This window comes from Nocardia sp. NPDC058480, from assembly GCF_042720495.1.
Classification (GTDB): domain Bacteria; phylum Actinomycetota; class Actinomycetes; order Mycobacteriales; family Mycobacteriaceae; genus Nocardia.
In genome coordinates, this window is the sequence record NZ_JBHXMN010000001.1 from 407,523 (window position 1) to 430,390 (window position 22,868).

General features: G+C 67.0%; 22 protein-coding genes and 1 pseudogene. 11 read left to right on the forward strand and 12 right to left on the reverse strand.

Annotated features, from left to right (window positions below; translation table 11 throughout):
* The first annotated feature begins 137 nt into the window (after positions 1-137).
* Positions 138-1,538, forward strand: coding sequence for a class II fumarate hydratase (locus ACFWO8_RS01895; RefSeq protein ID WP_378940612.1), 1,401 nt, complete (start codon positions 138-140; stop codon positions 1,536-1,538).
* A 51-nt stretch (positions 1,539-1,589) separates the two neighbouring features.
* On the opposite strand, the gene ACFWO8_RS01900 is transcribed toward ACFWO8_RS01895, so the two are convergent.
* From ACFWO8_RS01900 to ACFWO8_RS01910, 3 genes are all read right to left on the reverse strand, one after another.
* The gene (locus ACFWO8_RS01900; RefSeq protein WP_378940613.1) at positions 1,590-2,444 is read right to left on the reverse strand and encodes an acyl-ACP desaturase; all 855 of its coding nucleotides are present in this window, start codon (positions 2,442-2,444) and stop codon (positions 1,590-1,592) included.
* 83 nt (positions 2,445-2,527) lie between these two features.
* Complete coding sequence (locus tag ACFWO8_RS01905; protein ID WP_378940614.1) at positions 2,528-3,154, reverse strand: LGFP repeat-containing protein; 627 nt, start codon at positions 3,152-3,154, stop codon at positions 2,528-2,530.
* A gap of 184 nt (positions 3,155-3,338) precedes the next feature.
* A complete protein-coding gene (locus ACFWO8_RS01910; RefSeq protein ID WP_378940615.1) occupies positions 3,339-4,718 on the reverse strand; it encodes a PhoH family protein in 1,380 nt (459 codons plus the stop codon).
* A 307-nt stretch (positions 4,719-5,025) separates the two neighbouring features.
* Here ACFWO8_RS01910 and ACFWO8_RS01915 point away from each other — a divergent pair, with 307 nt between their 5' ends.
* On the forward strand, positions 5,026-5,298 hold the full coding sequence (locus ACFWO8_RS01915) for a hypothetical protein (RefSeq protein ID WP_378940616.1): 273 nt from the start codon (positions 5,026-5,028) through the stop codon (positions 5,296-5,298).
* Here ACFWO8_RS01915 and ACFWO8_RS01920 read toward each other — a convergent pair whose 3' ends face one another.
* Together ACFWO8_RS01920 and ACFWO8_RS01925 are read right to left on the reverse strand one after the other, a co-directional pair.
* On the reverse strand, positions 5,299-5,718 hold the full coding sequence (locus tag ACFWO8_RS01920) for a limonene-1,2-epoxide hydrolase family protein (protein ID WP_378940617.1): 420 nt from the start codon (positions 5,716-5,718) through the stop codon (positions 5,299-5,301).
* Positions 5,719-5,727: 9 nt separating this feature from the next.
* The gene (locus ACFWO8_RS01925) at positions 5,728-6,471 is read right to left on the reverse strand and encodes a TetR/AcrR family transcriptional regulator (protein ID WP_378940618.1); all 744 of its coding nucleotides are present in this window, start codon (positions 6,469-6,471) and stop codon (positions 5,728-5,730) included.
* A 109-nt stretch (positions 6,472-6,580) separates the two neighbouring features.
* Here ACFWO8_RS01925 and ACFWO8_RS01930 point away from each other — a divergent pair, with 109 nt between their 5' ends.
* From ACFWO8_RS01930 to ACFWO8_RS01955, 6 genes are all read left to right on the forward strand, one after another.
* A complete protein-coding gene (locus tag ACFWO8_RS01930) occupies positions 6,581-7,774 on the forward strand; it encodes an FAD-dependent monooxygenase (RefSeq protein ID WP_378940619.1) in 1,194 nt (397 codons plus the stop codon).
* Positions 7,775-7,837: 63 nt separating this feature from the next.
* The gene (locus ACFWO8_RS01935) at positions 7,838-8,083 is read left to right on the forward strand and encodes a ribbon-helix-helix protein, CopG family (RefSeq protein WP_378940620.1); all 246 of its coding nucleotides are present in this window, start codon (positions 7,838-7,840) and stop codon (positions 8,081-8,083) included.
* Positions 8,080-8,514 (forward strand): PIN domain-containing protein, encoded by a 435-nt coding sequence (locus ACFWO8_RS01940; RefSeq protein WP_378940621.1) that lies wholly within the window; start codon positions 8,080-8,082, stop codon positions 8,512-8,514. Before ACFWO8_RS01935 ends, ACFWO8_RS01940 begins: the two co-directional genes overlap by 4 nt.
* 163 nt (positions 8,515-8,677) lie before the next feature.
* Entirely contained in the window at positions 8,678-9,661 is a 984-nt protein-coding gene (locus ACFWO8_RS01945; protein WP_378940622.1) for an LLM class F420-dependent oxidoreductase, read from the forward strand.
* Positions 9,662-9,751: 90 nt separating this feature from the next.
* Positions 9,752-9,997 carry a type II toxin-antitoxin system Phd/YefM family antitoxin gene (locus tag ACFWO8_RS01950; RefSeq protein ID WP_378940623.1) on the forward strand — a complete coding sequence of 82 codons (246 nt, stop codon included), beginning with the start codon at positions 9,752-9,754 and terminating at the stop codon, positions 9,995-9,997.
* The gene (locus ACFWO8_RS01955) at positions 9,984-10,367 is read left to right on the forward strand and encodes a type II toxin-antitoxin system VapC family toxin (RefSeq protein WP_378940624.1); all 384 of its coding nucleotides are present in this window, start codon (positions 9,984-9,986) and stop codon (positions 10,365-10,367) included. The genes ACFWO8_RS01950 and ACFWO8_RS01955 overlap by 14 nt, the downstream gene beginning before the upstream one ends.
* Before the next feature lie 23 nt (positions 10,368-10,390).
* Here the strand turns inward: ACFWO8_RS01955 and ACFWO8_RS01960 are convergent, their stop codons facing one another.
* From ACFWO8_RS01960 to ACFWO8_RS01975, 4 genes are all read right to left on the reverse strand, one after another.
* Positions 10,391-11,689, reverse strand: a complete 1,299-nt coding sequence (locus tag ACFWO8_RS01960) for a hypothetical protein (RefSeq protein ID WP_378940625.1) — start codon at positions 11,687-11,689, stop codon at positions 10,391-10,393.
* A 4-nt stretch (positions 11,690-11,693) separates the two neighbouring features.
* Positions 11,694-11,906 (reverse strand): hypothetical protein, encoded by a 213-nt coding sequence (locus ACFWO8_RS01965; protein ID WP_378940626.1) that lies wholly within the window; start codon positions 11,904-11,906, stop codon positions 11,694-11,696.
* A gap of 154 nt (positions 11,907-12,060) precedes the next feature.
* Entirely contained in the window at positions 12,061-13,356 is a 1,296-nt protein-coding gene (gene glyA, locus ACFWO8_RS01970; protein WP_378940627.1) for a serine hydroxymethyltransferase, read from the reverse strand.
* 194 nt (positions 13,357-13,550) lie between these two features.
* Complete coding sequence (locus ACFWO8_RS01975) at positions 13,551-14,753, reverse strand: DUF885 domain-containing protein (RefSeq protein ID WP_378940628.1); 1,203 nt, start codon at positions 14,751-14,753, stop codon at positions 13,551-13,553.
* 292 nt (positions 14,754-15,045) lie between these two features.
* Here ACFWO8_RS01975 and coaA point away from each other — a divergent pair, with 292 nt between their 5' ends.
* Entirely contained in the window at positions 15,046-15,978 is a 933-nt protein-coding gene (gene coaA, locus ACFWO8_RS01980; protein ID WP_378940629.1) for a type I pantothenate kinase, read from the forward strand.
* Positions 15,979-16,012: 34 nt separating this feature from the next.
* Here the strand turns inward: coaA and ACFWO8_RS01985 are convergent, their stop codons facing one another.
* Both ACFWO8_RS01985 and ACFWO8_RS01990 read right to left on the reverse strand, forming a co-directional pair.
* A complete protein-coding gene (locus ACFWO8_RS01985; RefSeq protein ID WP_378940630.1) occupies positions 16,013-17,128 on the reverse strand; it encodes a hypothetical protein in 1,116 nt (371 codons plus the stop codon).
* Positions 17,129-17,392: 264 nt separating this feature from the next.
* A complete protein-coding gene (locus ACFWO8_RS01990; protein WP_378940631.1) occupies positions 17,393-18,175 on the reverse strand; it encodes an isoprenyl transferase in 783 nt (260 codons plus the stop codon).
* Between the two features lie 106 nt (positions 18,176-18,281).
* Here ACFWO8_RS01990 and ACFWO8_RS01995 point away from each other — a divergent pair, with 106 nt between their 5' ends.
* Complete coding sequence (locus ACFWO8_RS01995) at positions 18,282-18,947, forward strand: hemolysin III family protein (protein WP_378940632.1); 666 nt, start codon at positions 18,282-18,284, stop codon at positions 18,945-18,947.
* Positions 18,948-19,062: 115 nt separating this feature from the next.
* On the forward strand, positions 19,063-20,544 hold the full coding sequence (locus ACFWO8_RS02000) for an adenylate/guanylate cyclase domain-containing protein (RefSeq protein WP_378940633.1): 1,482 nt from the start codon (positions 19,063-19,065) through the stop codon (positions 20,542-20,544).
* A gap of 191 nt (positions 20,545-20,735) precedes the next feature.
* Here the strand turns inward: ACFWO8_RS02000 and ACFWO8_RS02005 are convergent.
* Positions 20,736-22,812, reverse strand: a pseudogene (locus ACFWO8_RS02005) (thioredoxin domain-containing protein).
* Between the last annotated feature and the right edge of the window lie 56 nt (positions 22,813-22,868).

Sequence of the window (22,868 nt, forward strand, 5' to 3'; positions counted from 1 at the left end):
CCTCGGCAGCGCGAGGGGGCATTTTCACGCCCACCGATTCGCCCGACGCTTGCACCGGCACTATTCCTGGTCCGGGTGTGGGATTTCGCGCTGGCGTGGGGGCACCATTCGGGCGGTCCGCGTCCTAGGGTCGAGGTATGGCTGACGACGACGCGCAGTACCGCATCGAGCACGACACCATGGGCGAGGTTCGCGTCCCGATCGACGCCCTGTGGCGGGCGCAGACCCAGCGCGCCGTGGAGAACTTCCCGATCAGCGGGCGGGGGCTGGAGCGGGCGCAGATCCGGGCGCTCGGTCTGCTGAAAGCCGCCTGCGCGCAGGTGAACAAGGATCTGGGCCTGCTCGATCCGGCCAAGGCCGACGCGATCATCGCGGCGGCGGGCGAGATCGCGAACGGCGAGCACGACGACCAGTTCCCGATCGACGTGTTCCAGACCGGTTCCGGCACCAGCTCCAATATGAACGCCAACGAGGTGATCGCCTCGATCGCCGCACGCGACGGAGTCACCGTCCACCCCAACGATGACGTGAACATGTCACAGTCGTCCAACGACACCTTCCCCACCGCGACGCACCTGGCCGCCACCGAGGCCGTCATCACCGAACTGGTTCCCGCACTGGATCATCTGCGCCTGGCGTTGCAGGACAAGTCGCAGCAGTGGCGCACCGTGGTGAAGTCGGGACGCACCCACCTGATGGACGCGGTACCGGTGACGCTCGGCCAGGAATTCGGCGGCTACACCCGCCAGATCGCCGCGGGCATCGAGCGCGCGATGGCCACCCTGCCGCGCCTTGGCGAGTTGCCGATCGGCGGCACCGCGGTGGGCACCGGACTCAACGCCCCCGCTGGTTTCGGCACGAAGGTCGTCGCGGAACTGGTGCGCACCACGGGAATCGACGCGCTGCGCGAAGCCCATGATCACTTCGAAGCCCAGGCCGCGCGCGACGGGCTCGTCGAGGCCTCCGGCGCGCTGCGCACCATCGCGGTCAGCCTGACCAAGATCGCCAACGATATCCGCTGGATGGGGTCGGGCCCGCTGACCGGGCTCGGCGAATTGCAGCTGCCGGACTTGCAGCCGGGTAGCTCGATCATGCCGGGCAAGGTGAATCCAGTTCTGCCCGAAGCGGTTACGCAGGTGGCGGTGCAGGTGATCGGCAACGACGCCGCGATCGCGTTCGGCGGGGCGAGTGGGGCGTTCGAGCTCAATGTCTACATCCCCGTGATGGCCCGCAATCTGCTCGAGTCGATTCGCCTGCTGGCCAACGTATCTCGGTTGTTCGCCGACAAGTGCGTGAGCGGGCTGGTCGCCAACGAGGAGCACCTGCGGACCCTCGCCGAATCGTCGCCGTCGATCGTCACCCCGCTCAACTCGGCCATCGGCTACGAGGAAGCGGCCGCCGTCGCCAAACAGGCACTGCGCGAGAAGAAGACGATCCGCCAGACCGTGATCGATCGCGGGCTCGTCCCCGACAAGCTCTCGCTCGAAGAGCTCGACCGCAAGCTCGACGTGCTGGCCATGGCCGACGTAGACCGCTGAAATACCAACGGCCGCCACCTCCCAGGAGGTGACGGCCGTTCGCGGAGCAGCTCAGGCCAGGTGCGCGAGTTCCGCGCGAGCCTTTTCGCCCGCTTCGCTGAAATCGGTGCGGGAGAAGATGTTCCAGCGCCGCAGCAGCGGCTTGAACACCAGCTCGTCCTCGTTCGCACGGTCGTAGATGCCCGCCTCGGCCAGCGCCTCATCGCTGGATCCGCCACCGGGCAGATCCACGTGCGGCACCCGGAAGTCGGCGACCCGATCGGCGATCGCGCGCACAGCCTGGTCGGGAACCAGGTCGAGGGCGGCGGCGACGAGCACGGCGAAGAACTCGGCCTGCAGTTCGTCGTCGGCGGCCAGCTTCTCGGCCATCCCGGTGACGATCGGGTTCTCGCCGAGCGCGGCGGTGTTGCGATGCCGGATCGCGGCGGCGACCTCTTCGAACGCGCAGGTGGCCAGCACGTCGATCAGGTGCATCGGGGGCCGGTTGAAACCGTCGGTCATGTGCTGCATGCGGACCCGCTCGAGCGCGACCGGGTCCACCGCACGCGTGAGCATGAGGTAGTTGCGGATCATGATCTCGTGGCGGTTCTCCTCCGCCGTCCACCGGCCGACCCAGCGCCACCAGGGACCGGTGCGCAGGTGCTTACCGAGCTCACGGTGGTAGGACGGCAGATTGTCGGCGACCAGGACACTCACGGTCAGCGCGAGCCGGGCGGTGTCGCTGAGCTCGGACTGTTCCGGGGTCCAGTCGGTGCCGCCGAGGAAGGCGAAGTTGCGCCCGTCCGACCACGGCACCTGTTCGTGCGGCTGCCAGCCGTCGGCCAACTCGATGTGGCGACGCAGGTTGATTTCCACCTCGTCCGCGAGCGAATCCAGCAGCTCGCGGTCGGTCAAAGTTTTCTGCACCCCGACAACCTAGTACCTCCTGCGCAAGCGCGGGGACCCACGGGGTGAACCGGGCCCCCGCGCTGGGGCGGAGCGCAACGCTCTTACTTGGGCGTCACCGTGGTCTCACCGTTGACCCAGGTGATGGTGCCGCCGGTGAAGTCGCTCTGCTTGCCACCGGTGATGTCCTTCTCGTCGCTGGTCGGGTAGCCCAGCGTGCCGTTGGCACCGCCGTTCTCCTCCCACGCCTCGCGAATCTCGCCCCACACGATGTGGGCGCCGGAATCCTTGCTCCAGTAGATGGTGCCGCCGGTGAAGTCCTGGTACTCGCCACCGTCGGGGCCGGATTCCTGAGCTTCTTCCGGTGCGCCGAGCGGGCTGGCCGCGGCGCCGGCCGCCACGTACTTCTTGTACACCTCGCCGGAAATGGTGATGTCACCGTTCGGGGTGGAGATGGTGGTCGATTCGCCTGCCGCCCCGCCGGTGGTGGCCGCGCCGGAGGTGGTCTCGGCACCGGAGGTGGTTTCCGCACCGGGGGTGGTGGTCATCGCGTCCATGTCGTGCTCGGTGGTGGCGCTCGCTCCTGGGGCGCCGACGGCGGAGGTCACCGAAGCGACGGCGTCTTTGGCCTTGTCCTTGTTTTCGTCGGTGCAACCGGCAGCGAGCAGTAGACCCGCCGCGGCCAGGACCGCGGCGCTCCCGGCAGCAGTACGTCGAGCGAAGTGGTTCATATCCATCCTCTCGCGAGTGGCCCCACGGGGGTGCCCCCGGAATGGAGCCCGGCCGATAATCCAGCAACGGCCCGGCGTAACAGTGTTCGCCGAGCCGTTGCTGGATTGGTGTCCTCGCGGATATTACCCACCATTTGCGGTAATCAAACGGATTCTGGCCGTGACGCGGCCTGATTGCCGATGATTACGCGTTCGGTCCGTACTCCTCGAGCATCTCGGTCACCAGTGCCGCGATCGGCGAGCGCTCGCTGCGAGTGAGCGTGATGTGCGCGAAAAGCGGGTGGCCCTTGAGCTTTTCGATCACCGCCGCCACACCGTCGTGCCTACCCACCCGCAGATTGTCGCGCTGGGCGACATCGTGGGTGAGCACCACTCGCGAACCCGTGCCAAGGCGGCTCAACACCGTGAGCAACACATTGCGTTCGAGCGACTGCGCCTCGTCGACGATCACGAACGAATCGTGCAGCGACCGGCCGCGAATGTGGGTCAGCGGCAACACTTCGAGCATGTCGCGGCTGAGCACCTCCTCGAGCACCTCGCGGCTGGCCAGTCCGTCGAGGGTGTCGAAGACGGCCTGTGCCCACGGGCCCATCTTCTCGCTCTCCGACCCCGGCAGGTAGCCCAGTTCCTGCCCGCCCACCGCGTACAGCGGCCGGAACACGACCACCTTGCGCTGCGTGCGCCGCTCCAGCACCGCCTCGAGCCCGGCGGTCAACGCCAGCGCCGACTTACCGGTACCGGCGCGCCCACCCATCGACACGATCCCGATGCTCTCGTCGAGCAGCAGATCGAGTGCGATGCGCTGTTCGGCCGAACGTCCGTGCAGCCCGAATGCCTCCCGCTCCCTGACCAGTTGAATCCGCTTGTCGGCGGTGACCCGGCCCAGCGCGCTCGAGCTGCTGCCCAGCAACCGAACGCCGGTGTGGCACGGCAACTCTCGCGCATCCTCGAGGTCGATCACCGAATCGGTGTAGAGCTGATCGATCTGGGAGCCCGCCACGTCGAGTTCCACCATCCCGCTCCAGCCGGAGGTCACCACGTCCTGCGCGTGGTACTCGTCGGCCGACAAGCCGACCGCGCTGGCCTTGACCCGTAGCGGGATGTCCTTGGACACCAGCACCACGTCCTCACCCTCGGCCGAGAAGTTCAGCGCGCAGGCCAGGATGCGGGAATCGTTGGTGTCGGAACGGAATCCGGCGGGCAGCACCGACGAATCGGTGTGGTTGAGCTCCACCTGCAGGGTGCCGCCGTCGGTGCCGATGGGCAGCGCCTGGTCGAGCCTGCCGTGCTGCACACGCAGGTCATCGAGCATGCGCAGAGCCTCGCGGGCGAACCAGCCGAGCTCGTGGTGGTGTCGTTTCGCCTCCAGCTCACTGATCACGACCAGGGGTAGGACCACACTGTGTTCCCCGAACCGGGTGACAGCCCAGGGATCCGACAGGAGTACTGAGGTGTCGACTACGAATGTCTTGCGACCGGAACGTGAGGGGCGAGCCCCTTTCTTCGAGGCCGAGGCCGAGGCCGTGTGCTTCGCGGAAGCGGAAACGGAGCGTGCAGCAGTCACGGTGGGCTCCTTATGTGTTCGCACGGCACCCGCGCGAACGATCTCGCTGGACCGGTCCGTCCTGTGGGCGTTTGACGCTGAGTCAACCGCCCCGAGGGCCAGGTGCCGGCCCTCTCGCACTGAGTAGCTCAGTCACGGTCAGGACCTCCCGTACGAATCACACCGACGCGACTCGCATCTCCGACGCTACCGCCGAATTCGTAGCCGCGCTGCTGGACCGGCGCACGCGTGGCGTGAATTTGTCGTTAACCCGCACTGTCGCGCCGGATCCGGCACGTGTGCGTCGCCGAGCGCTAGAGTCGATGGCATGGCCGATGACCAGGATCTGGAGAAGCTGTCGTCGAAGGAACTGCACGATCGCGCGGTGAAGACGGCCGTGCGACGCGGTGACGTGAAGTTCCTGTGGGAACTGCTCAAGTCGATTCCGGCGGCCCAGGCCGAGGCGGGCGACCTCGGCGAGAGCTCGGCCGACATCAAATACGTGCTGCCGATGCTCGACGACTACTTCCACGCGGGCGACGGCAAATTGGCCGACGTGCTGCGACCGACCTATCTGGCGTATCTACGCAAGCACAAGTAGTCAGCGCCCGGTGATCGCCTTCGCCACGCCGACGATGGTGCCGCGCAGGGCATTGCCCTTGCTGAAGTGGTCGTCCCACAGCACGATTCGGCCCTCGCGCAGCTCGAAGGTGCCGCTCACCCAGAAGCCGATCCGCACCGGGCCGACGTGCAGGTAGTCGGTGCGGTCGGTGAGCACGATGTCGCCGTCGGCGGCGATGTGGTGGATCTCCGCGGAGAACCCGAGCTTGGGACGATCCAGGCCGCGCAACACCGCGGCCACCCGCTTCTTGCCGCGCACGGAAGGCAGTGAGGCGTTCTTCCAGACGATCGTGGGATCGAGGAGATCGAGCGCCTCGTCGACCGCGCTGAGCTCGAGCGCGGCGAAGAATTCGCGAACGATGGTGACAGCGGGCTCCGGCAGTTCCGGCTCGTCGGTCATGGGAAGAGCCTAGGGCGACGACCGCGGCGGGGCCAGGGGACTGCTGAAGTTTCGCTGATCGATCAGCGCGGCGAGTCCGTCGAGAATGCGGTCGACACCGAAACGCAGGGCGTCGTTCGGTCCGCCGCTGCCCGCCGGGACGGCGGCTTCCTCGGCGAAGGCCGCGAGCACCTCGGGATAACGGCCCGCGGCGGCGGTCATCATCTCGGTGAACTGCTCGGTGAACTGCAGCTCGCCACTACCGCTCATCGACGCGACCTGCTGGGCCAGATTGCGGGTGTGACCGTTGAGCAGGACGATCGTGTCGAGCTTTTCCGAGCCGGTGAGGCCGGTCCCCGCCAGCGCGGTGAGCGCGGCTTCGGTCCACCCCATCTCGTTCGGACCGAAGGGCCGCACGCCGAGGGTGAGCTCGATCGTCCACGGGTGTGCGAGGTAGCGCGCGAAGATCGCCTCGCCCCACTCCCGCAGACCGGTACGCCAATTCTGTGGTGAGCCCGCGGTATTCGGCGGCTCCCCCATCGCCGCGTCGAGCATCAGCGCAGTCAGCTGCTCCTTGCCCGGCACATACCGGTACAGCGACATCTTGGTGAAGCCGAGGCGTTCGGCCAGCCGCTGCATCGACAGCGCGGACAGCCCTTCGGCATCCACGAGCGCGATGGCCTCGGCGACGATCCCGTCGAGGGTGAGGGCGGGTTTGGGCCCGCGCTTGGGGCGCTGCGTGGTTCCCCACAACAGCTCGACCGTGGTCGGCATCTGCCCATCCTCTCGACAAACATCTTGACGCGAAACTGTGTCTACCATACTCTTATCTGCATCCACCGGATACAGATTCCATCGGACACAAATCTTCTAGGAGTTCACCATGCGCACCGTCCTCATCTCCGGCGCCAGCGTCGCAGGCCCCGCCCTGGCCTACTGGCTGCACCGATACGGCTTTTCCGTCACCGTCGTCGAGCGCGCACCCGCACTGCGGGCCGGCGGTCAGGCGGTCGATTTCAAGGGCAAGACCCACCTGACGGTGCTCGAGCGGATGGGCATCCTCGACGAGGTTCGCGCCCGGCGTACCGGCACCACCGACATGATTTTCGTCGACGAGGACGGGCGCGAACTCGGCGTGATGTCGGGCGAATTCACCGGCGGTGATCTGGAGATCCTGCGCGGCGACCTGGCCGAGATCATGTACGACAAAACCGCCGACACCGTCGAATACCTCTTCGGCGACACCATCACCGAACTGCGCGACACCGGCGACGGGGTGGCCGTGCAGTTCGAGAACAACCCGCCCCGAACCTTCGACCTCGTACTGGGAGCCGACGGAATCCATTCGCGGGTAAGGAAATTGGCGTTCGGCCCCGAATCCGATTACGTCGCGCACCTGGGCTACTACTACTGCGTGGCAGGCGCGAGCCGCTGGAGCGACGCGGCCACTCCCCGCGACAAAGCGGCAGGCTACGCCCACAACACCCCGGGCAAACTCGCCATCGACGGCGGCCCGAAAGCTCAGCAGATGTACATGTTCGCCGCCCCCGAACTCGACTACCCCCGCAACGACCCCGCCGCCCAACGCCACATCATCGAAGAGACCTTCGCCGACATGGCCTGGCATGCCCCCCGCATGCTCACCGACCTGGCCGACTTCGACGACATCTACCTCGATTCGATCAGCCAGGTCCGCATGAACGGCACCTACACCCGCGGCCGCATCGCCCTCATCGGCGACGCCGCCTACGGAAACACCCTGGCAGGCTTCGGAACCGGCCTCGCCATCGTCGGCGCCTACGTTCTCGCAGGCGAACTGGCCTCCGCCGCAGGCGATCACGCGACAGCCTTCGCCAACTACAACCGAATCATGAAGCGCTACGCCAAAATCGCGGGCAACAGCAACGCTGGCCCGTTCCTCGCCCCGAAAACCGCCCGCGGCATCAAGGCCCGCAACTGGTTCCTCGGCTCCCGCCTGTTCAACCTCATGCTGAAATACGGCGACAAGGCCGCCAACGACATCGACCTGCTCGACTACCCGGAGCTGATCGGGTCCGCAACCCCGCGCCCCGCGTGAGCTCGGCGCCGTCCACAAACCCGGCAGCCAGCGCCAAGGTTATGGTGGAGGTACCATAACCTTATGGCACTCAAGAAGACGACCGTCATGGTCGACGAGAGCGACCTCGAGCTGATCAAGCAAGCTGCTGCCCGCGAAGGACGTCCGGAGTCGGAGTACTTCCGGGAAGCGTTCCACCTTGCGGCGATCCGAACACGCAGATGGGATGACGAATGGGACATCCCGGTCCTGGACTTCGGCGGGCCGATCGACGCCGATCAGATCCACGCGACTGTGCATGAGGCAATAGTCGACAGCACCCAGCGATGATCCTGGTCGGCGATACGTCCGGATTGGTGGCTGCGTTCAACTCCAAGGATCCAGAGCATGTTACGGCCCGGGCCGCGTTGCAACGGGCCGCACTGACCCTCGTGTCGCCGCTCGTGATGCTCGAGATCGAACACGTGATCACGCGAAACCAGAATCGCGACCTGGCCTATGGGGTAAACGATTGGCTTCTTGCCCAGGAAACCAAGGGGCGGGTGAAAATCCCTGAGGTTTCCAGCGCGATGCTTCGGACAGGTCGGCGTGTACAGAACCGCTATCTCGGATTGCGCTTGGACTTGACCGATGCGACCAATGTAGCCCTCGCCGAAAGGTACGAAACCGCCGATATCCTCACCCTGGATCGCCGGGATTTTCGAGCGATCAAGCCATTGACGAACCATGACGCGTTTCGGGTGCTACCCGACGACCTGTAAACCCCCTGGTCGGGCGAAATCCGCTTCCTGGGCGAACCGCGCGGCCGAAGACGTCCGACGAGATCCCTGACGCCCTCGGCAACGGGATCATCGAATCCTGAGCCTCTGACCCGAACTGTGCGGCCTTGACTTGGAGTGCACTCCAAGTCTTATCGTCGACCCCATGAGCATTCGACTCGGTTACCAGATGCCCAACTTCAGCAATACCGCTTCGGTGCGTGAGCTGTTTCCCGCGGTGATCGCGCAGGCCAGGGAGGCGGAGGAAGCGGGGTTCGATGCCGCTTTCGTGATGGATCACTTCTACCAGTTGCCGTTGATCGGCGAGCCCGCGGAGCCGATGCTGGAGGCCTATTCGGCGCTGTCCGGGCTCGCTACCGCGACCGAGCGAATTCAGTTGTCGGCCTTGGTGACCGGCAATACGTACCGGAATCCGGCGCTGCTGGCCAAGACTGTCACCACGCTCGATGTGGTGAGTGGTGGGCGGGCGGTGCTCGGGATCGGGGCGGGGTGGTTCGAGCTGGAGCATCAGCAGTACGGGTTCGAGTTCGGCACGTTCACCGAGCGATTCGAGCGGCTCGACGAGGCGCTGCGGATCATCACGCCGATGCTGCGCGGACAGCGCTCCACCCTCGACGGCAAGTGGTATCGCACCGAGCAGGCGATGAACGAGCCTCGCATCCGCGACGACCTGCCGATTCTGCTCGGCGGTGGCGGCGAGAAGAAGACCTTCGGCATGGCCGCCCGCTTCGCCGACCACCTCAACATCATCTGCAACGCCTCCGACCTGCCACGCAAACTCGACGCCCTGCACCAGCGCTGCGACGAAGCAGGCCGCGACCCCGCCACCCTCGAAACCAGCTTCCTCGCCATGACCATCGTCGACGAAGACGGCGACCGCGCCCGGAAGACCCAGTCCGACATGCTGTCCCGCCTCGGCATCGACCTGTCCACCATGACCGAAGCCGAACGCCGAGCCACCGTCGCCGACCGCCAATTCGCCGGCACCCCGGACGAAGTGGCCGAACAGATCCAAACCCGCGTCCTCGACCACGGCATCGACGGTGTCATCGTCAACCTGATCGCCAACGGCCACGAACCCGGCGTCATCAACCAGATCGGCCGCACCCTGCACCCGCTGGTGAACTGAGCGTCATCAACGCCGGTTGATGACGTAAGGCTCCGCGCACTACACCCCTAGTCATAGACTAAGTTGGACTAAGTCCAGTAGACTCAGTGAATGACGACAGTCAATATCCACGAAGCGAAGACACACCTGTCGAGGCTGCTCGAGCGGGTATCCAAGGGCGAGCGGATCGTGATCTCCAAAGCGGGCCAGCCCATCGCCGACCTCGTGCCGCACCGAAGCGCCCCGGTTACCATCGGTGGCCTGAAAGGCCAACTCACCTACGATGACTCGGCATTCGACGTCGACGTAGACATTCAGCGGATGTTCTACGGAGACGACGCCGATGCTTCTGCTTGACAGCCAATCCGCATTGTGGACTCTGGATGACAATCCTCGTCTGGGAGCCGTCGCTCGTCAGTCGATTTCCACAACCGCGGAGGTCTATGTCTCTGCGGCATCCGTGTGGGAGCTGACGATCAAGTCGATGCTCGGCAAACTCAGCATTCCGGCTGCCTTCACCGAATTGTTGACCGCTCAGGGCTTGAGCGTTCTCGACGTCACCGGCGAGCACGCCGAAGGCCTACGCGAGTTCCCCGAACTGGCCAAGCACGACCCCTTCGACCGGTTGATCGTTTCTCAAGCCAGCTGTGAAGGGCTACAACTCCTGACCGCCGACCACGTCCTGCTCGACCTGAATCGCGATTTCATCACGGACTCGAGAAAGTAGCGAGTTCGGCTATCGTCGGCATTTCACCACGACGCGAAGTGGTCTTCTCCTCGTTGGCGGATCTGCTGGCGGCGGCGGAAGAAGACTTCTTCGGGGGTGACGGTGGTCAGCGCGTTGGTGATGCGGCTCAGGCGGGTGTCGTAGCGGTTTTCGTGGATGTGGCGTTCGATGCCCGCTTGCCATTCGGGGGGAAGGCGCGACCAGATCGCGGCGACTCTGGATTGGGCGGCCGGTTCGGATTCGGCGAGCAGCTGCAGGAGGGCGGGCCAGTAGGTGGCGTCGGTCGCGTGGGCGGGCAGGGCGGCTACCGAGGTTTCGTCCAGTTCGGCCAGGGTGGCGGCGATGTGGCGGCGGGCCGGTTCGCTCAGGCGGGCGGAGAGTGCGAAAAGGCCACGCCACGGGTCGGCTTCGTCCTTGCGGTTCAGCGAGCGGACCAGTGCGCCGAGGATGTCGGTATCGGCGAACAGCGGGTGCGCCGACAGTGCCCACAGGGCAACAGGATTGAGTCGACCGATGACCGTGAGCAGGGCGCGCGAGGCGTTCCGGTTGACCGCGGTGAGCAGGAATCGACCGACCTCGTGCGTGCTGCCGCGGCCGAAGAAGATGTCGCCGAGGGTGCCCGCGAGATCGGGAGCGACCTTGCAGAACACGGCGAGCATCGCGTGGTGCAGGGTCGGCGGGCCGGCCAGGACCGTGTGCAGGATGCCTGGCATCCGTTTGCGCGGGCCCGCGAGCAATTGCCGGACGATCCGGCTCAACGAGTGCGCGGGGTAAGCGTAGGCGGCGGTGAAGACCAAGCCCGCGTCGTCGAGGACGTTGTGCTCCAATGCCGCGACCAGCGGTTCGTTCACCACCGAGAGGAACCGCGCCGCGGTCACGTAGTCGCGCCGCCGCAGTAGCTCGTTGATGATGAGCGTGATCGGCTCGGGCTTGCCGTATCGCATCAACTGTTCGAAGGCGCTCGGGTCCAAGAACCGTGCGCCGTCGGCCGCGTAGGCGGGGTCGACCCCACACAGCCCCTGTGCCAACTTCTCAGGATGTCGCACGCCGACCGCCCCGAGGAATCTGGCGGCGACCACCGGTGGCACCACCCGCTCGAACAGAACGATGCCGAGCCCGAGCGGAAAGATCGGCACGAGCGGGCTGAGCCTTCGAAACGTGTCGGCTTGCTCGGCATGCAGCGCGCGCAGAATCTGCTGATGGATCGCCGCGAGGTGCACCGCGCCGAGCCGAGCGAGCGGTGCGAGGTTTTGCGGCGGCACCTGCAGCGTGCGCGCCAGCACCACGAGTTGGGTCTGAGCTTCCAGCTCCGTCTCGATCATCGGCTCAGCTACCGAAAAGGAGGGTGCGGGTGAGTTTGCGCAGCGGACCAGGCATCTCGGCGACCGAGGCATTGATGGCCCGGCGCAATGCCCGCGCCTCGTCGGCCCGCGCGGTCCGGAACAACGTGACCAACTCCTTGGCTTCGGCCTCGGAAAGCAACTCGAACGCGTGCACCTCGCCGCCGACCTCACGCGCGAGCTCACGTCGATATCCCATGCAGACTGACCATGCCGTATTTCAGTAGGCCCGTACGCAATTCGCCAGAAATTTGTGCCTTCCGACAAACCACGCCGACTGTCCCTAGTCGCCACAACGCCCCCGCCGACCGAAAATATCGGCCGACGAGGGCGTTTCGTGTCGAGGGCGCTACTCAGCCGAGCAGGCGCCAGTCTTCGAGGCCCTGGTACAGCGGGACGCTCTGGGCCAGCTTCGAGACACGACCACGCAGGGTGTCGACGTCGGAGGTGCCTGCCAGGGCGGCGGCGATGATGTCGGCCACCTCGGTGAATTCGGTGTCGCCGAAGCCGCGGGTGGCCAGGGCCGCCGTGCCGATGCGCAGGCCCGAGGTGACCATCGGGGGGCGAGGGTCGAAGGGGACGGCGTTGCGGTTGACGGTGATGCCGACCTCGTGGAGCACGTCTTCGGCCTGCTGACCGTCGAGCTCGGAGTTGCGCAGGTCGACCAGGACCAGGTGCACGTCGGTGCCGCCGGTGAGGACGGAAACGCCCTTGTCCTTGACGTCGGCGCCGGTCAGACGCTCGGCGAGGATGCGGGCACCGGACAGGGTGCGGACCTGGCGGTCGGCGAACTCCTCGGTGGCGGCGATCTTGAACGCGGCGGCCTTTGCGGCGATCACGTGCATGAGCGGGCCGCCCTGCTGGCCGGGGAACACCGCGGAGTTGAGCTTCTTGGCGAATTCCTGCTTGGCCAGGATCAGGCCGGAGCGGGGGCCGCCGAGGGTCTTGTGCACGGTGGAGGACACCACGTCGGCGTACGGCACAGGCGAGGGGTGCAGACCGGCGGCGACCAGGCCGGCGAAGTGGGCCATGTCGACCCACAGGTAGGCACCGACCTCGTCGGCGATCTCACGGAAGCGAGCGAAATCCTGGTGACGCGGGTAGGCCGACCAACCGGCGACGATCACCTTCGGCTTGGCCTCGAGCGCGATGTCACGCACCTCGTCCATGTCGATGCGGTGGTCTTCCTTGCTCACGCCGTAGGAGTGGACGTCGTAGAGCTTGCCCGAGAAGTTCAGGCGCATGCCGTGGGTGAGGTGACCGCCGTGCGCGAGGTCGAGGCCGAGCAGGGTCTCGCCCGGGTTCATCAGCGCCATCAGCACCGCGGCGTTGGCCTGCGCGCCCGAGTGGGGCTGCACGTTGGCGAATTCGGCGCCGAACAGCTCCTTGGCACGGTCGCGGGCCAGGGTCTCCACCACGTCGACGGCCTCGCAGCCACCGTAGTAGCGGCGGCCCGGGTAACCCTCGGCGTACTTGTTCGTGAGTACGGAGCCCTGCGCCTGCAGGACCGCCCGCGGCACGAAGTTCTCCGAAGCGATCATCTCGAGGGTGTCGCGTTCGCGGGCGAGCTCGCCCGCCATCGCGGCGGCCAACTCGGGATCGAGCTCACCGAGAGACTGGGTATTCACCGAAGCGGTCGTCTGCGTCACGCATGCGAGTCTATTGCCGACCGTGTGCGAGCCGAGCACGGGGATACCGCAACACCGTCCGAGCCGCCACCCGAGAGACCAGCGTCACAGCACGCCTGACCAGGTTCGATAGCCATCGAACACGGCGAACACGGCGTAAGGACCCGTCCGGCGGTGACCGATGACACAGCAGTTCGACCCCGGCGGCTGCGCCATCATCCAGTAACGCTCATCCGCCGGATCGCCCCCGGTGTCAGCGGCTCGTCGAGCAGACGCCCGAACCGCTCGACCCGATCCTGGGCACCGGCCGCACCGTCGAGCCACCCACCGAGCAGCCGGTAACCCTCGACATAGGTGCTGATGTAGGCCCGCCACAGCGGTGAGGACAGAAACCGCAGCGACTGCCGCGCCCGTTCCGGCGTCGCCAGAATCCACCGCTGCAGGAACTGCGCCACCTCGTCCTCACCGCGATGCTGATCGTGCAGCAGCAGCGCGGCGTCCTGGCGCACGTTCAGCAATTTCGCCGACGCGATCGAGAAGCGTTCGGCCCGTTCACCGTCGAAGCGAAGGCCGAGGTCGGCGTAGATCTCCTGGGCCCACATGCCCCAGCCGGGTCCGACGATCGACTGCAGGGCCAGGTCGGCAAGGCCCTCGGCCATCAGGCACTGCGGGGTGTTGACCAGGAACAGCGTCTGCTCGTCCTCGCCGGCCGCGACCAGTCCGGCTTCCTTGCGGCAGTGCTCGGTGTGATGGCCGGGGTAGGCCTCGTGCGCGATCAGCGCGGGGAGGTTGCCCATGTGCTGTTTGAGGTCGGAGTTGATCGCGACCGTCGAGGCGAAATTGCCCAGGTAGTAGTTGAAGCCGGACCAGGGCTTGTCGCCGACCACCTCATAGGTGACGTGCTCGTGGTCGGGCAGCGGATACCGGTCGCGCACCCGCTCGCGCAACGCGCTGGAGAACGCTTCGACACAGACCGCGAGCTTCTCCGGCGGGATCTCGTCGCCGCGGCGGTAGGTGGCGGCCCGTTCGGCGAGCGGACCGTCGCCACCGAGCACCTCGTCCATCTGCCGGTGCGCTTCGCGGTAGTCGTCGGGGTCGCCGGGTGCGATGTCGACGTCGAAGTAGGCGCGGACCTCCTCGACGAAGCCGATCTGCTCACCGGCGAACTTGCGGCCTGAGCACTCCATCGCCACCAGGTGGGCATCGAGGAATTCGGTGCGCTGGGCCGAGAGCCCGGCATCGGGCAGTGCCGCCCGCAGCTCGACGGCGCGCCGGGCCAGCTCGGCGGGTGCCGGGACGGCGGCGTTCTCGACATCGCGACGCAGCTGCGGATCGCCGGTATAGGCGTCGACGAACCCCTCTTCGAGGCGATCGAAAGCCAAACCGAGGCGCAGGTATTCAGTGACAAGTGGATGCACTCTCCGACATTAGCGGCTGGCGCCGACGGTTTTCGGCCCCCGGTTGCCTCGATTCTTCCCTCCTCCGTTGGAGTCGCTGCGCTCCTTCTCTCCGTCAGTCCAGAATCAAGGCGGGCCGAAAACCACCCACCTACCTCGGGGTTGTTACTAGTTACCGACTGGTAGCCAAACCCCCTGTTGCGCGCCGGTGGCGAGCACGGAGCACAATCTCGCTATGCGGTCAGAGTTATCCCGGATCTCACCAGACGGGCAGCCAAGCTGTGCGGATGCACCCGGACGGGGGGTCGGGTAGGTGGCACGGATGAGCGAACCGAGCCCCTATGTGGAGTTCGATCGAAGCCAGTGGCGCACTCTGCGCAAATCGACTCCCCTGGTACTGACCGAGGACGAACTGACCGGCCTACGCGGTCTCGGCGAGCAGATCGATCTCGAAGAAGTCGCCGAGGTCTACCTCCCGCTGGCCAGGTTGATCCATCTCCAGGTCGCGGCGCGGCAGCGGTTGTTCGCCGCCACCGCCACCTTCCTCGGGGAGAAGCATCCCGACAAGCAGGTGCCGTTCGTGATCGGTGTCGCGGGCAGTGTCGCGGTCGGCAAGTCGACCACCGCGCGCGTGCTGCAGGCGCTCCTGGCGCGCTGGGATCACCATCCGCGGGTCGACCTGGTGACCACCGACGGATTCCTCTATCCCACCGCCGAACTCATCCGCCGCGGCATCATGCACCGCAAGGGTTTCCCGGACAGTTATGACCGGCGCAAGCTGCTCCGGTTCGTCACCGAGGTGAAGTCGGGCGCCGAAGTGGTGTGCGCGCCGGTGTATTCGCACAAGTCCTACGACATCGTGCCCGACGAGAAGCACTGTGTTCGTCAGCCCGACATTCTCATCGTCGAGGGCCTGAACGTGCTGCAGACCGGTCCGCGACTGATGGTGTCGGACCTGTTCGACTTCTCCATCTATGTCGACGCCCGCATCGAGGACATCGAGAACTGGTATGTGCAGCGCTTTCTGGCGTTGCGCAAGACCGGCTTCGCCGACCCCGACGCGCACTTCCACCACTATGCGGCGTTCAGCGACGAGCAGGCCACCGCGGCCGCGCGCGATATCTGGAACTCCACCAACCGGCCCAACCTGGTGGAGAACATCCTGCCGACGCGTCCGCGCGCGACCCTGGTGCTGCGCAAGGACGCCGACCACACGATCAACAGGTTGCGGCTGCGCAAGCTCTGATCAGCCTGCGCGGCAACAGGTTCCGCGAACGAAATCAGTCGGTCGTGGCGGTCGGCGCACCCAGCGAAATAACCTGCTGCGCCAATTCCTCACGGGCGTCGCCCTTGTGGACAACCAACACCCCGTGCGGTGTGCCGCGCGCATCGGTCGGCTCACCGGCGACCACCTCGATCATCGACTCCTGCGCCCGCGGGAGCATGTCGACCACCGGGTACTCCCCGACCGGCGCCCACCCCTGCGCCGCCGACTGCAGCCGGTCGACCGTGCTCGGCGCGCCCGCTAGGTCGGCCCATTTACGAGTGGCGATCGTGATCGAGCCGTCGGTGCTCCAGCGGGGGCTGTAGGCCGCCGAGCACTCGCCCGGCAGCGTCGGCAGCGCCCGGACGCCGTTGGTGGCGGCGTCGATAGTGGCCACGTTGCCGCTGCCGCAGGTCGCGCTGCGCGCCGTCGCGCCCGCCAGCACGAAGGTGTGCCCGTCGGGTCCGGCGGCGGCCGAGAGTCCGGCGTCTATGCCGGGCACGCGGCCCAGCGGCAGGATGGCGTCGGCGCCGATGGCGTAGAGGTGGCTCTTCTCCCACCACAGTCCGCGCGATTCGACGCGAGCCAGCAGGACGAATTCGTCGGTGGCCGCCACGAGCTTGGCGCCGTCCCACCCGCCGCCGGTCAGCGGACTCGGCGAATCCGGCAGGACGATCTCACGTTCGGGTCCGGCGGGCTCGGTACCGGCCAGATCCATGCTCATGATCTGTCCCGGCTCCCGCCACCAGCCGACGACCGACCCACGCAATGCGACCGCGTCGGTGCAGTCGCACGGTATGCGCGTCACCGACCGGTCCCGCACACCCAGCGCGACCAGTGTCTTGCTGCTCGTCTCCACCGCGAACGCGTACTGCCCGTCCCTGGTGAACGACACCGCGGCCGATGAATAGCCGAAACTACCCGGGGCCCTGACGGTTTCGGCGCCGCGCACCACCGCCAGCTCGGCGTCGGTGCGATAGGCGAACACCGGCCCCTTCGCGGCCTGCTCCTCGGCGGGCGTCAGTCGTGGCGGCGCGGGCTGGTCGACCCCACCGCAGCCCGCGACGACCAACGCGGCACCGAGCACCGCGATCCGCGCACGCCATCCGCTCGCCTTCGTCGCAATTCCCACAGCTCACACCCCTGCAATGTGTCGTCGGGCCCGGTCTCGTGCGGCAGCCTAATGGACACAGCCGGCGCAGCCGCCCAAAGACGTGCCCACAGCCGGAGCGAATGCGGAGGTATGCCTAGCCGGGGGACGTCCAGGATCGGGCGCGTACTCCACTACAACTTCCAGGCCCCGTCGAGCCTGGTCGCCAGGTCGATGTCGCGGACAGCCGCGATTTCGGGCTTGCGGATCTCCTGGGCGATACCCGGAATCGCGAGGGCTACGACATCACACGCCGAAACGACGGTGGCGCGCGGCGTAATCCCTTAGTGCGCGCAGGAAGTCGACGCGCCGGAATTCCGGCCAATACGCCTCGGTGAACCAGATCTCCGAATAGGCGCTCTGCCACAACAGGAAACCCGACAGCCGCTGCTCACCAGAGGTTCTGATCACCAGATCCGGGTCGGGCTGGCCGGAGGTGTAGAGATGCTGGCCGATCGCGTCGACCGTAATCGACTGCACCAGATCCTCACCCGACTCCCCCGACGCGATCTCCTGGCGCACCAGCGACCGCACCGCGTCGGTGATCTCCTGACGCCCGCCGTACCCCACCGCGACGTTCACATGCACGCCATCGCGCCCGCTCGTGCGCTCGGCGGCCACCCGAAGGCGCTTGGCGATCAGCTCGGGAAAACCCTCGAGCGACCCGACGATCCGCACGCTCCAGTTCTGCTCCGGGGCGGACAGTTCCTCGACGACATCGGTGATCACTTCGAACAGCGTCTCGAGCTCATCGGCATCGCGGCGCAGGTTCTCGGTCGAGAGCAGATAGACGGTGACCATCTCGATGCCCTGGTCGGAACACCAGCCCACGAGCTCGGCGATCTTCAGCGCGCCGACCCGATGGCCGTGGCTGACATCGGTGAACCCGTTCTCGCGCGCCCAGCGACGATTGCCGTCGCACATCACGGCGACATGGCGAGGGTGCTGCTTGTCTGCCAGCTGCTGCGACAGCCTGGCTTCGTAGATGCGGTACGGCAATCCACGCACCCGACCAAGAAACGACTCCACAGCCGCACCCTACGCCTGGAACTGCCTCGCTCCCCCGCCTCCCCGGTGTTGCCGTAACCTCGAGCCGGTAACCTACGGTACCGTAGGTTTTGGCTTGGGAGGTTTCGTGGAGGCGGTTCGGACTGAGGCCGATGGGCACTCGAAGCCGCGGTTTCGCGGATGGATTCACACCTGGGCCGTCGGCGTAGCCGCTGTCGCGGTGACGGTGCTCGCGGTCTTCGGGTTCCTGACGTCATTGACCGCGGGCTGGTCGACGCTGCTCTACGGGGTTTCGGTATGCGCGCTGTTCGGGGTGAGCGCGGTGTATCACCGGATCACCTGGGCGAGCGTGCGGACCAGGGTGCGGATGAAGCGGGCCGATCATTCGATGATCTTCCTGTTCATCGCCGGCAGTTACACGCCGTTCGCGCTGCTCGGATTACCCGGGCGGACCGGGCAGATCCTGCTGGTCGTGGTGTGGGCGGGGGCCATCGCGGGGGTGGCGTTGAAGGTGTTGTGGCCGACCGCGCCCGCATGGGTGGGGGTGCCGCTGTACCTGCTGCTGGGCTGGGCGATCGTGCCGGTGGCTCCCGAGCTGCTGCACAACGTCGGAGTGGCGCCGCTGGTGCTGCTCGCCGTCGGTGGGGTGATCTACAGCGTGGGCGCTGTCCTCTACGCGACCAAGTGGCCCAATCCTTGGCCCGACTTCGGGCATCACGAGATCTTCCATGCGGCGACGGTGGTCGCGGCGCTGTGTCACTACGTCGCGATCTGGCTCGTCGTGCTCGGCTGAACGGCGCGTGCGCGCGGCGTGGACCCGCGCGCCTTCTATGCTCAATAGTTGTGTCACCGGTCAGCGCAGCTCGTGATGCCCGGGCGTCCTCGGGCGCCGGGGCCGGGCGTGCGCGGTGAACCGGCTGGTTCGGTGGGCGCTGCAGTCCTATTGGGGACTGGCGCTGGTGGTGACCTCCGCCAATGTGGTCGGGGCCACGGCCATCTTCCTGGTCAGCTGGGCAGGCGGCGTGTTCAGCCGGGTCGGCACCGATTGGAGTGACGCGGCGGCACTGATCCTGATCTATCCGGTTGTCGGCTTCCTCGCAGGCATCGGGATCTCGCTCTACGACCGGCGCCGGTACATGCGCTGGCTCGACGACAACCGCAAACCGACACCCGAGGAAGCGTTGGTCCTGATCCGGCTGCCCGCCGCGATCACCGCGCGCGTGATCGCGCTGTGGGCACCGGGTGTCGTGTTGACCGTGTGGCTGATCGACCGATTCACCGAATATCACAACGTCACCGTGCTGCTGGCGGCATTCGCCCTCGGCGGACTCGAAGCGGCGGGCGCGACCTATCTGATCCTGGACCGGCTGATCCGACCGGCCGTGCCCATTGTCGCCTCGGTGCTCGGGCCCACCGTGGATCCCAGCTCGACTGTGCTGGTCAAAGTGCTCGTCACCTGGGCGGTATCCAGTGCGCTGCCGGGACTGATCATCATCGTCGTGTTGAGCGATTCCACCACCTCCGCGTCGGACCGGGTGCGCGCCGCCTGGCTGTTCTCGATCGTCGCGCTCGGTGTCGGCACGTTCGCGACCGCGCTGCTCGCGCGCTCGGTGGCCACCCCGATGCGCACGATGTACCGGGCGCTGGACCGGATCACCCGCGGCGAACTCGATGTGCGGGTGCCGGTGGGCAGCGCGAGCGAGATCGGGCGGCTCGAACACTCCGTCAACGAACTCGCCGCCACACTGCGCGACCAGATGCGCACCGAGGACGTCTTCGGCAGGCACGTGGGCTCCACCGTGGCCGAACGCGCGCTGGCGGGCAGCACCGACCTCACCGGCGATGTGCGCATCGTCTCGGCACTGTTCGTCGACGTCACCGGCTCGGTGCGGCTCTCCGCCGAAATGTCGCCGGAGGATTTCGTGCACAAGCTCAACCGGCTGCTCGCCACCGTCGTAGCGGCCACCGAGGACAACGGCGGCCTCGTGAACAAATTCGCGGGCGACGCCGCCCTGTGCATCTTCGGCGCCCCCTCCACCCTGGCCGACAACGCCACCCCGGCCCTCCGCGCGGCCCGGCGCATCCGCGACGAAGTAGTCGCCACCGGCGAACTCGACGTCGGCATCGGCGTGGCCCGCGGCCAGGTGTTCGCCGGCGACATCGGCGCCGACACCCGCCTCGAATTCACGGTCATCGGCGACGCGGTCAACGAGGCGTCCCGGCTCACCGACGTGGCGAAGGAAGTGCCGCGCCGCGTGCTGGTGAGCGATTCGATATGGCAGGCCGCCACACCGGCCGAGCGGTCCAAGTGGAAGCGCCACAAGGACTTACGCCTGCGCGGAATCCCCGGCCGAACCCGGACCTGGACGGACATCTCGCCGGGTAAGTGAGTCCGAGGCGCACGCATCACATGGGCGTGCCCCACCCTGACGCCTCGGCATACACCGCGATCGGCGAAGCAGCGGAGTGTCGGCACGAAGACCCGTCACGATCGCGGTCGGCGGTCACCGACGAATTCCGGCCCGGCACATACGCCGTGCCGGTCGGCCGATGGATCAGGCGTGGCGATGCACGGATCGGCTCACCGTCGAAGTGATGCGGTCAAGGCGGCCGGATCGGTGACCGGGAGGTCGCAGACCGCGCCTCGGCAGACGTAGGCGGCGGGGGCGCCGTCGACCAGGGGGCGGTCGACGAGGAGGGGGGCGGCGTTCGGTGGGGCGGCGAGGACGATCGAGCCGCCGGGGGCCGCGGCGCGGGCCGCGGCGAGGAGTTCCATTGTGGTGGATGACTTTTCGGTGGCGGCGATGGCTATCTGGTAGGGGCCGCGGACCGACGCTTCGGCGACCGAGAGCCAGTTACCCGCGGTGCGGGGGGCACGGGCCAGCAGGAGCGCGCCGCGGGTGAGGGTGTGGTCGGCGAGTTCGCGGTAGCGGATGGCGCGGTCGGGGTCGGCGACCGCGGAGGCGGTGAGGAGGGCTTCGGCCAGGGCGGAGGCGCCGGAGGGGGTGGCGCCGTCGACGGGGTCGCGTGGGCGGGCTACCAGGGTTTCGGCGTCGTCGGCGGTGTCGAACCAGTTACCGGGTCGTTCGGAGTCGGCGAAGTGGTCGATCGTGTTGTCCAGCAACAACTGTGCGGCGGCGAGCCAGTCCGGTTCGCCGGTGGCCTGGTAGAGGGCGAGCAGGCCGGTGACGAACCAGGCGTAGTCCTCCAGGACGCCGGGCGGGGTGCCCGCGACACCGTCGAGGGAGGCGCGGCGCAGTCTGCCGTCGACGAGGTGGACATCGAGCAGGTAGCGGGCGCAGCGCACGGCGGCGGCGATCCACGACGGTTCTTCCAGCGCCGCACCGGATTCCGCGAGCGCGGTGATGGCCATGCCGTTCCAGGCGGTGACCACCTTGTCGTCGCGGGCGGGCTGCGGGCGCAGCGTGCGGGCCTCGAACAGCCGCGCGCGCAGTCGATCGAAGCGCGACGCCTGTTCGGCGTCGACGGGGTCGCTGTGGCGGGTGAGCACCGAGGTGCCCTGTTCGAAATTGCCCCCGGTGGTGACGCCGAAAGCGTCTGCCGCCCAAATCCCTTCGAGCGGGCCGAGTTCGCCGATCAGCTCGGCGGGCGTCCACACATAGGTGGCGCCCTCGACACCGGGACCGCCCGGTTCGAGATGGGTGTCGGCATCGAGGGCCGACGCGAAACCACCGCCCGTGGTCCCGAGATCACCGAGCAGGAATTCGACTGTCTCGCGAGTCACCCTGTGCGGCAACGACTCCAGTGGGGTGACGGGCGCGCGGCGCGCGAGATGGGCGTAGGCGCGCAGCAGCAGGGCGTTGTCGTAGAGCATCTTCTCGAAGTGCGGTACGAGCCACCCGGCATCGACCGAATAGCGCGCGAACCCACCGCGCAACTGGTCGTAGATCCCGCCGCGCGCCATCGATTCCGCCGTGCGCTCGACCAGATCGAACACCGCCTGGTCGCCGGTCCGCTCCCAGTGCCGCAGCAGTCCTTCCAGCAGCGCCGACGGCGGAAACTTCGGTGCCCCACCGAATCCGCCGTGTGTCGAGTCTTCGTCGGCGGCGATCGCCAGCACAGCCTGGTCGAGAAGCTCAGGGACAACGGTGAATTCGGCGTCGGGAAGCCCCGATGCCTGCGCCTGGAGCGCATCGGTCACCTGCCGCGCGGCCTTGTCCACGTCATCGCGCCGGTTGAGCCAGGTCTCGGCCACCGCGGTGAGCAACTGTGTGAACGACGGCATCCCCCCGCGCGGCTGCTTCGGGTAGTAGGTGCCGCAGTAGAACGGCGCACCGTCGGGTGTGAGGAAGCACGTCATGGGCCAGCCGCCCTGCCCGGTCATGGCCACGGTGGCATTCATGTACACCGCGTCCAGATCGGGGCGCTCCTCCCGATCGACCTTCACACAGACGAAATCGGCGTTCATCTGTTCTGCGGTCGCCACATCCTCGAACGACTCGTGCGCCATCACATGACACCATGATTGGTAAGTAGCGCAGCTACCAGTGGCAAGACGCATACCCTACTGAAAGTAAAATGGGCACGTCTCGCCTGGTCGCTTCGCTACTTGCCTCCTCTCCCCACTCGTGCCAGTGCACGGGGTTAGCCGCGTGCTGGCGCAGGTAGGGCGATGTGGCTTCGCCTAACCGATTCATCTGTTCACCGTACCCCGGGTTCGACCCACAGTGCGGCAGCAGCAGCGCCAAGCCGC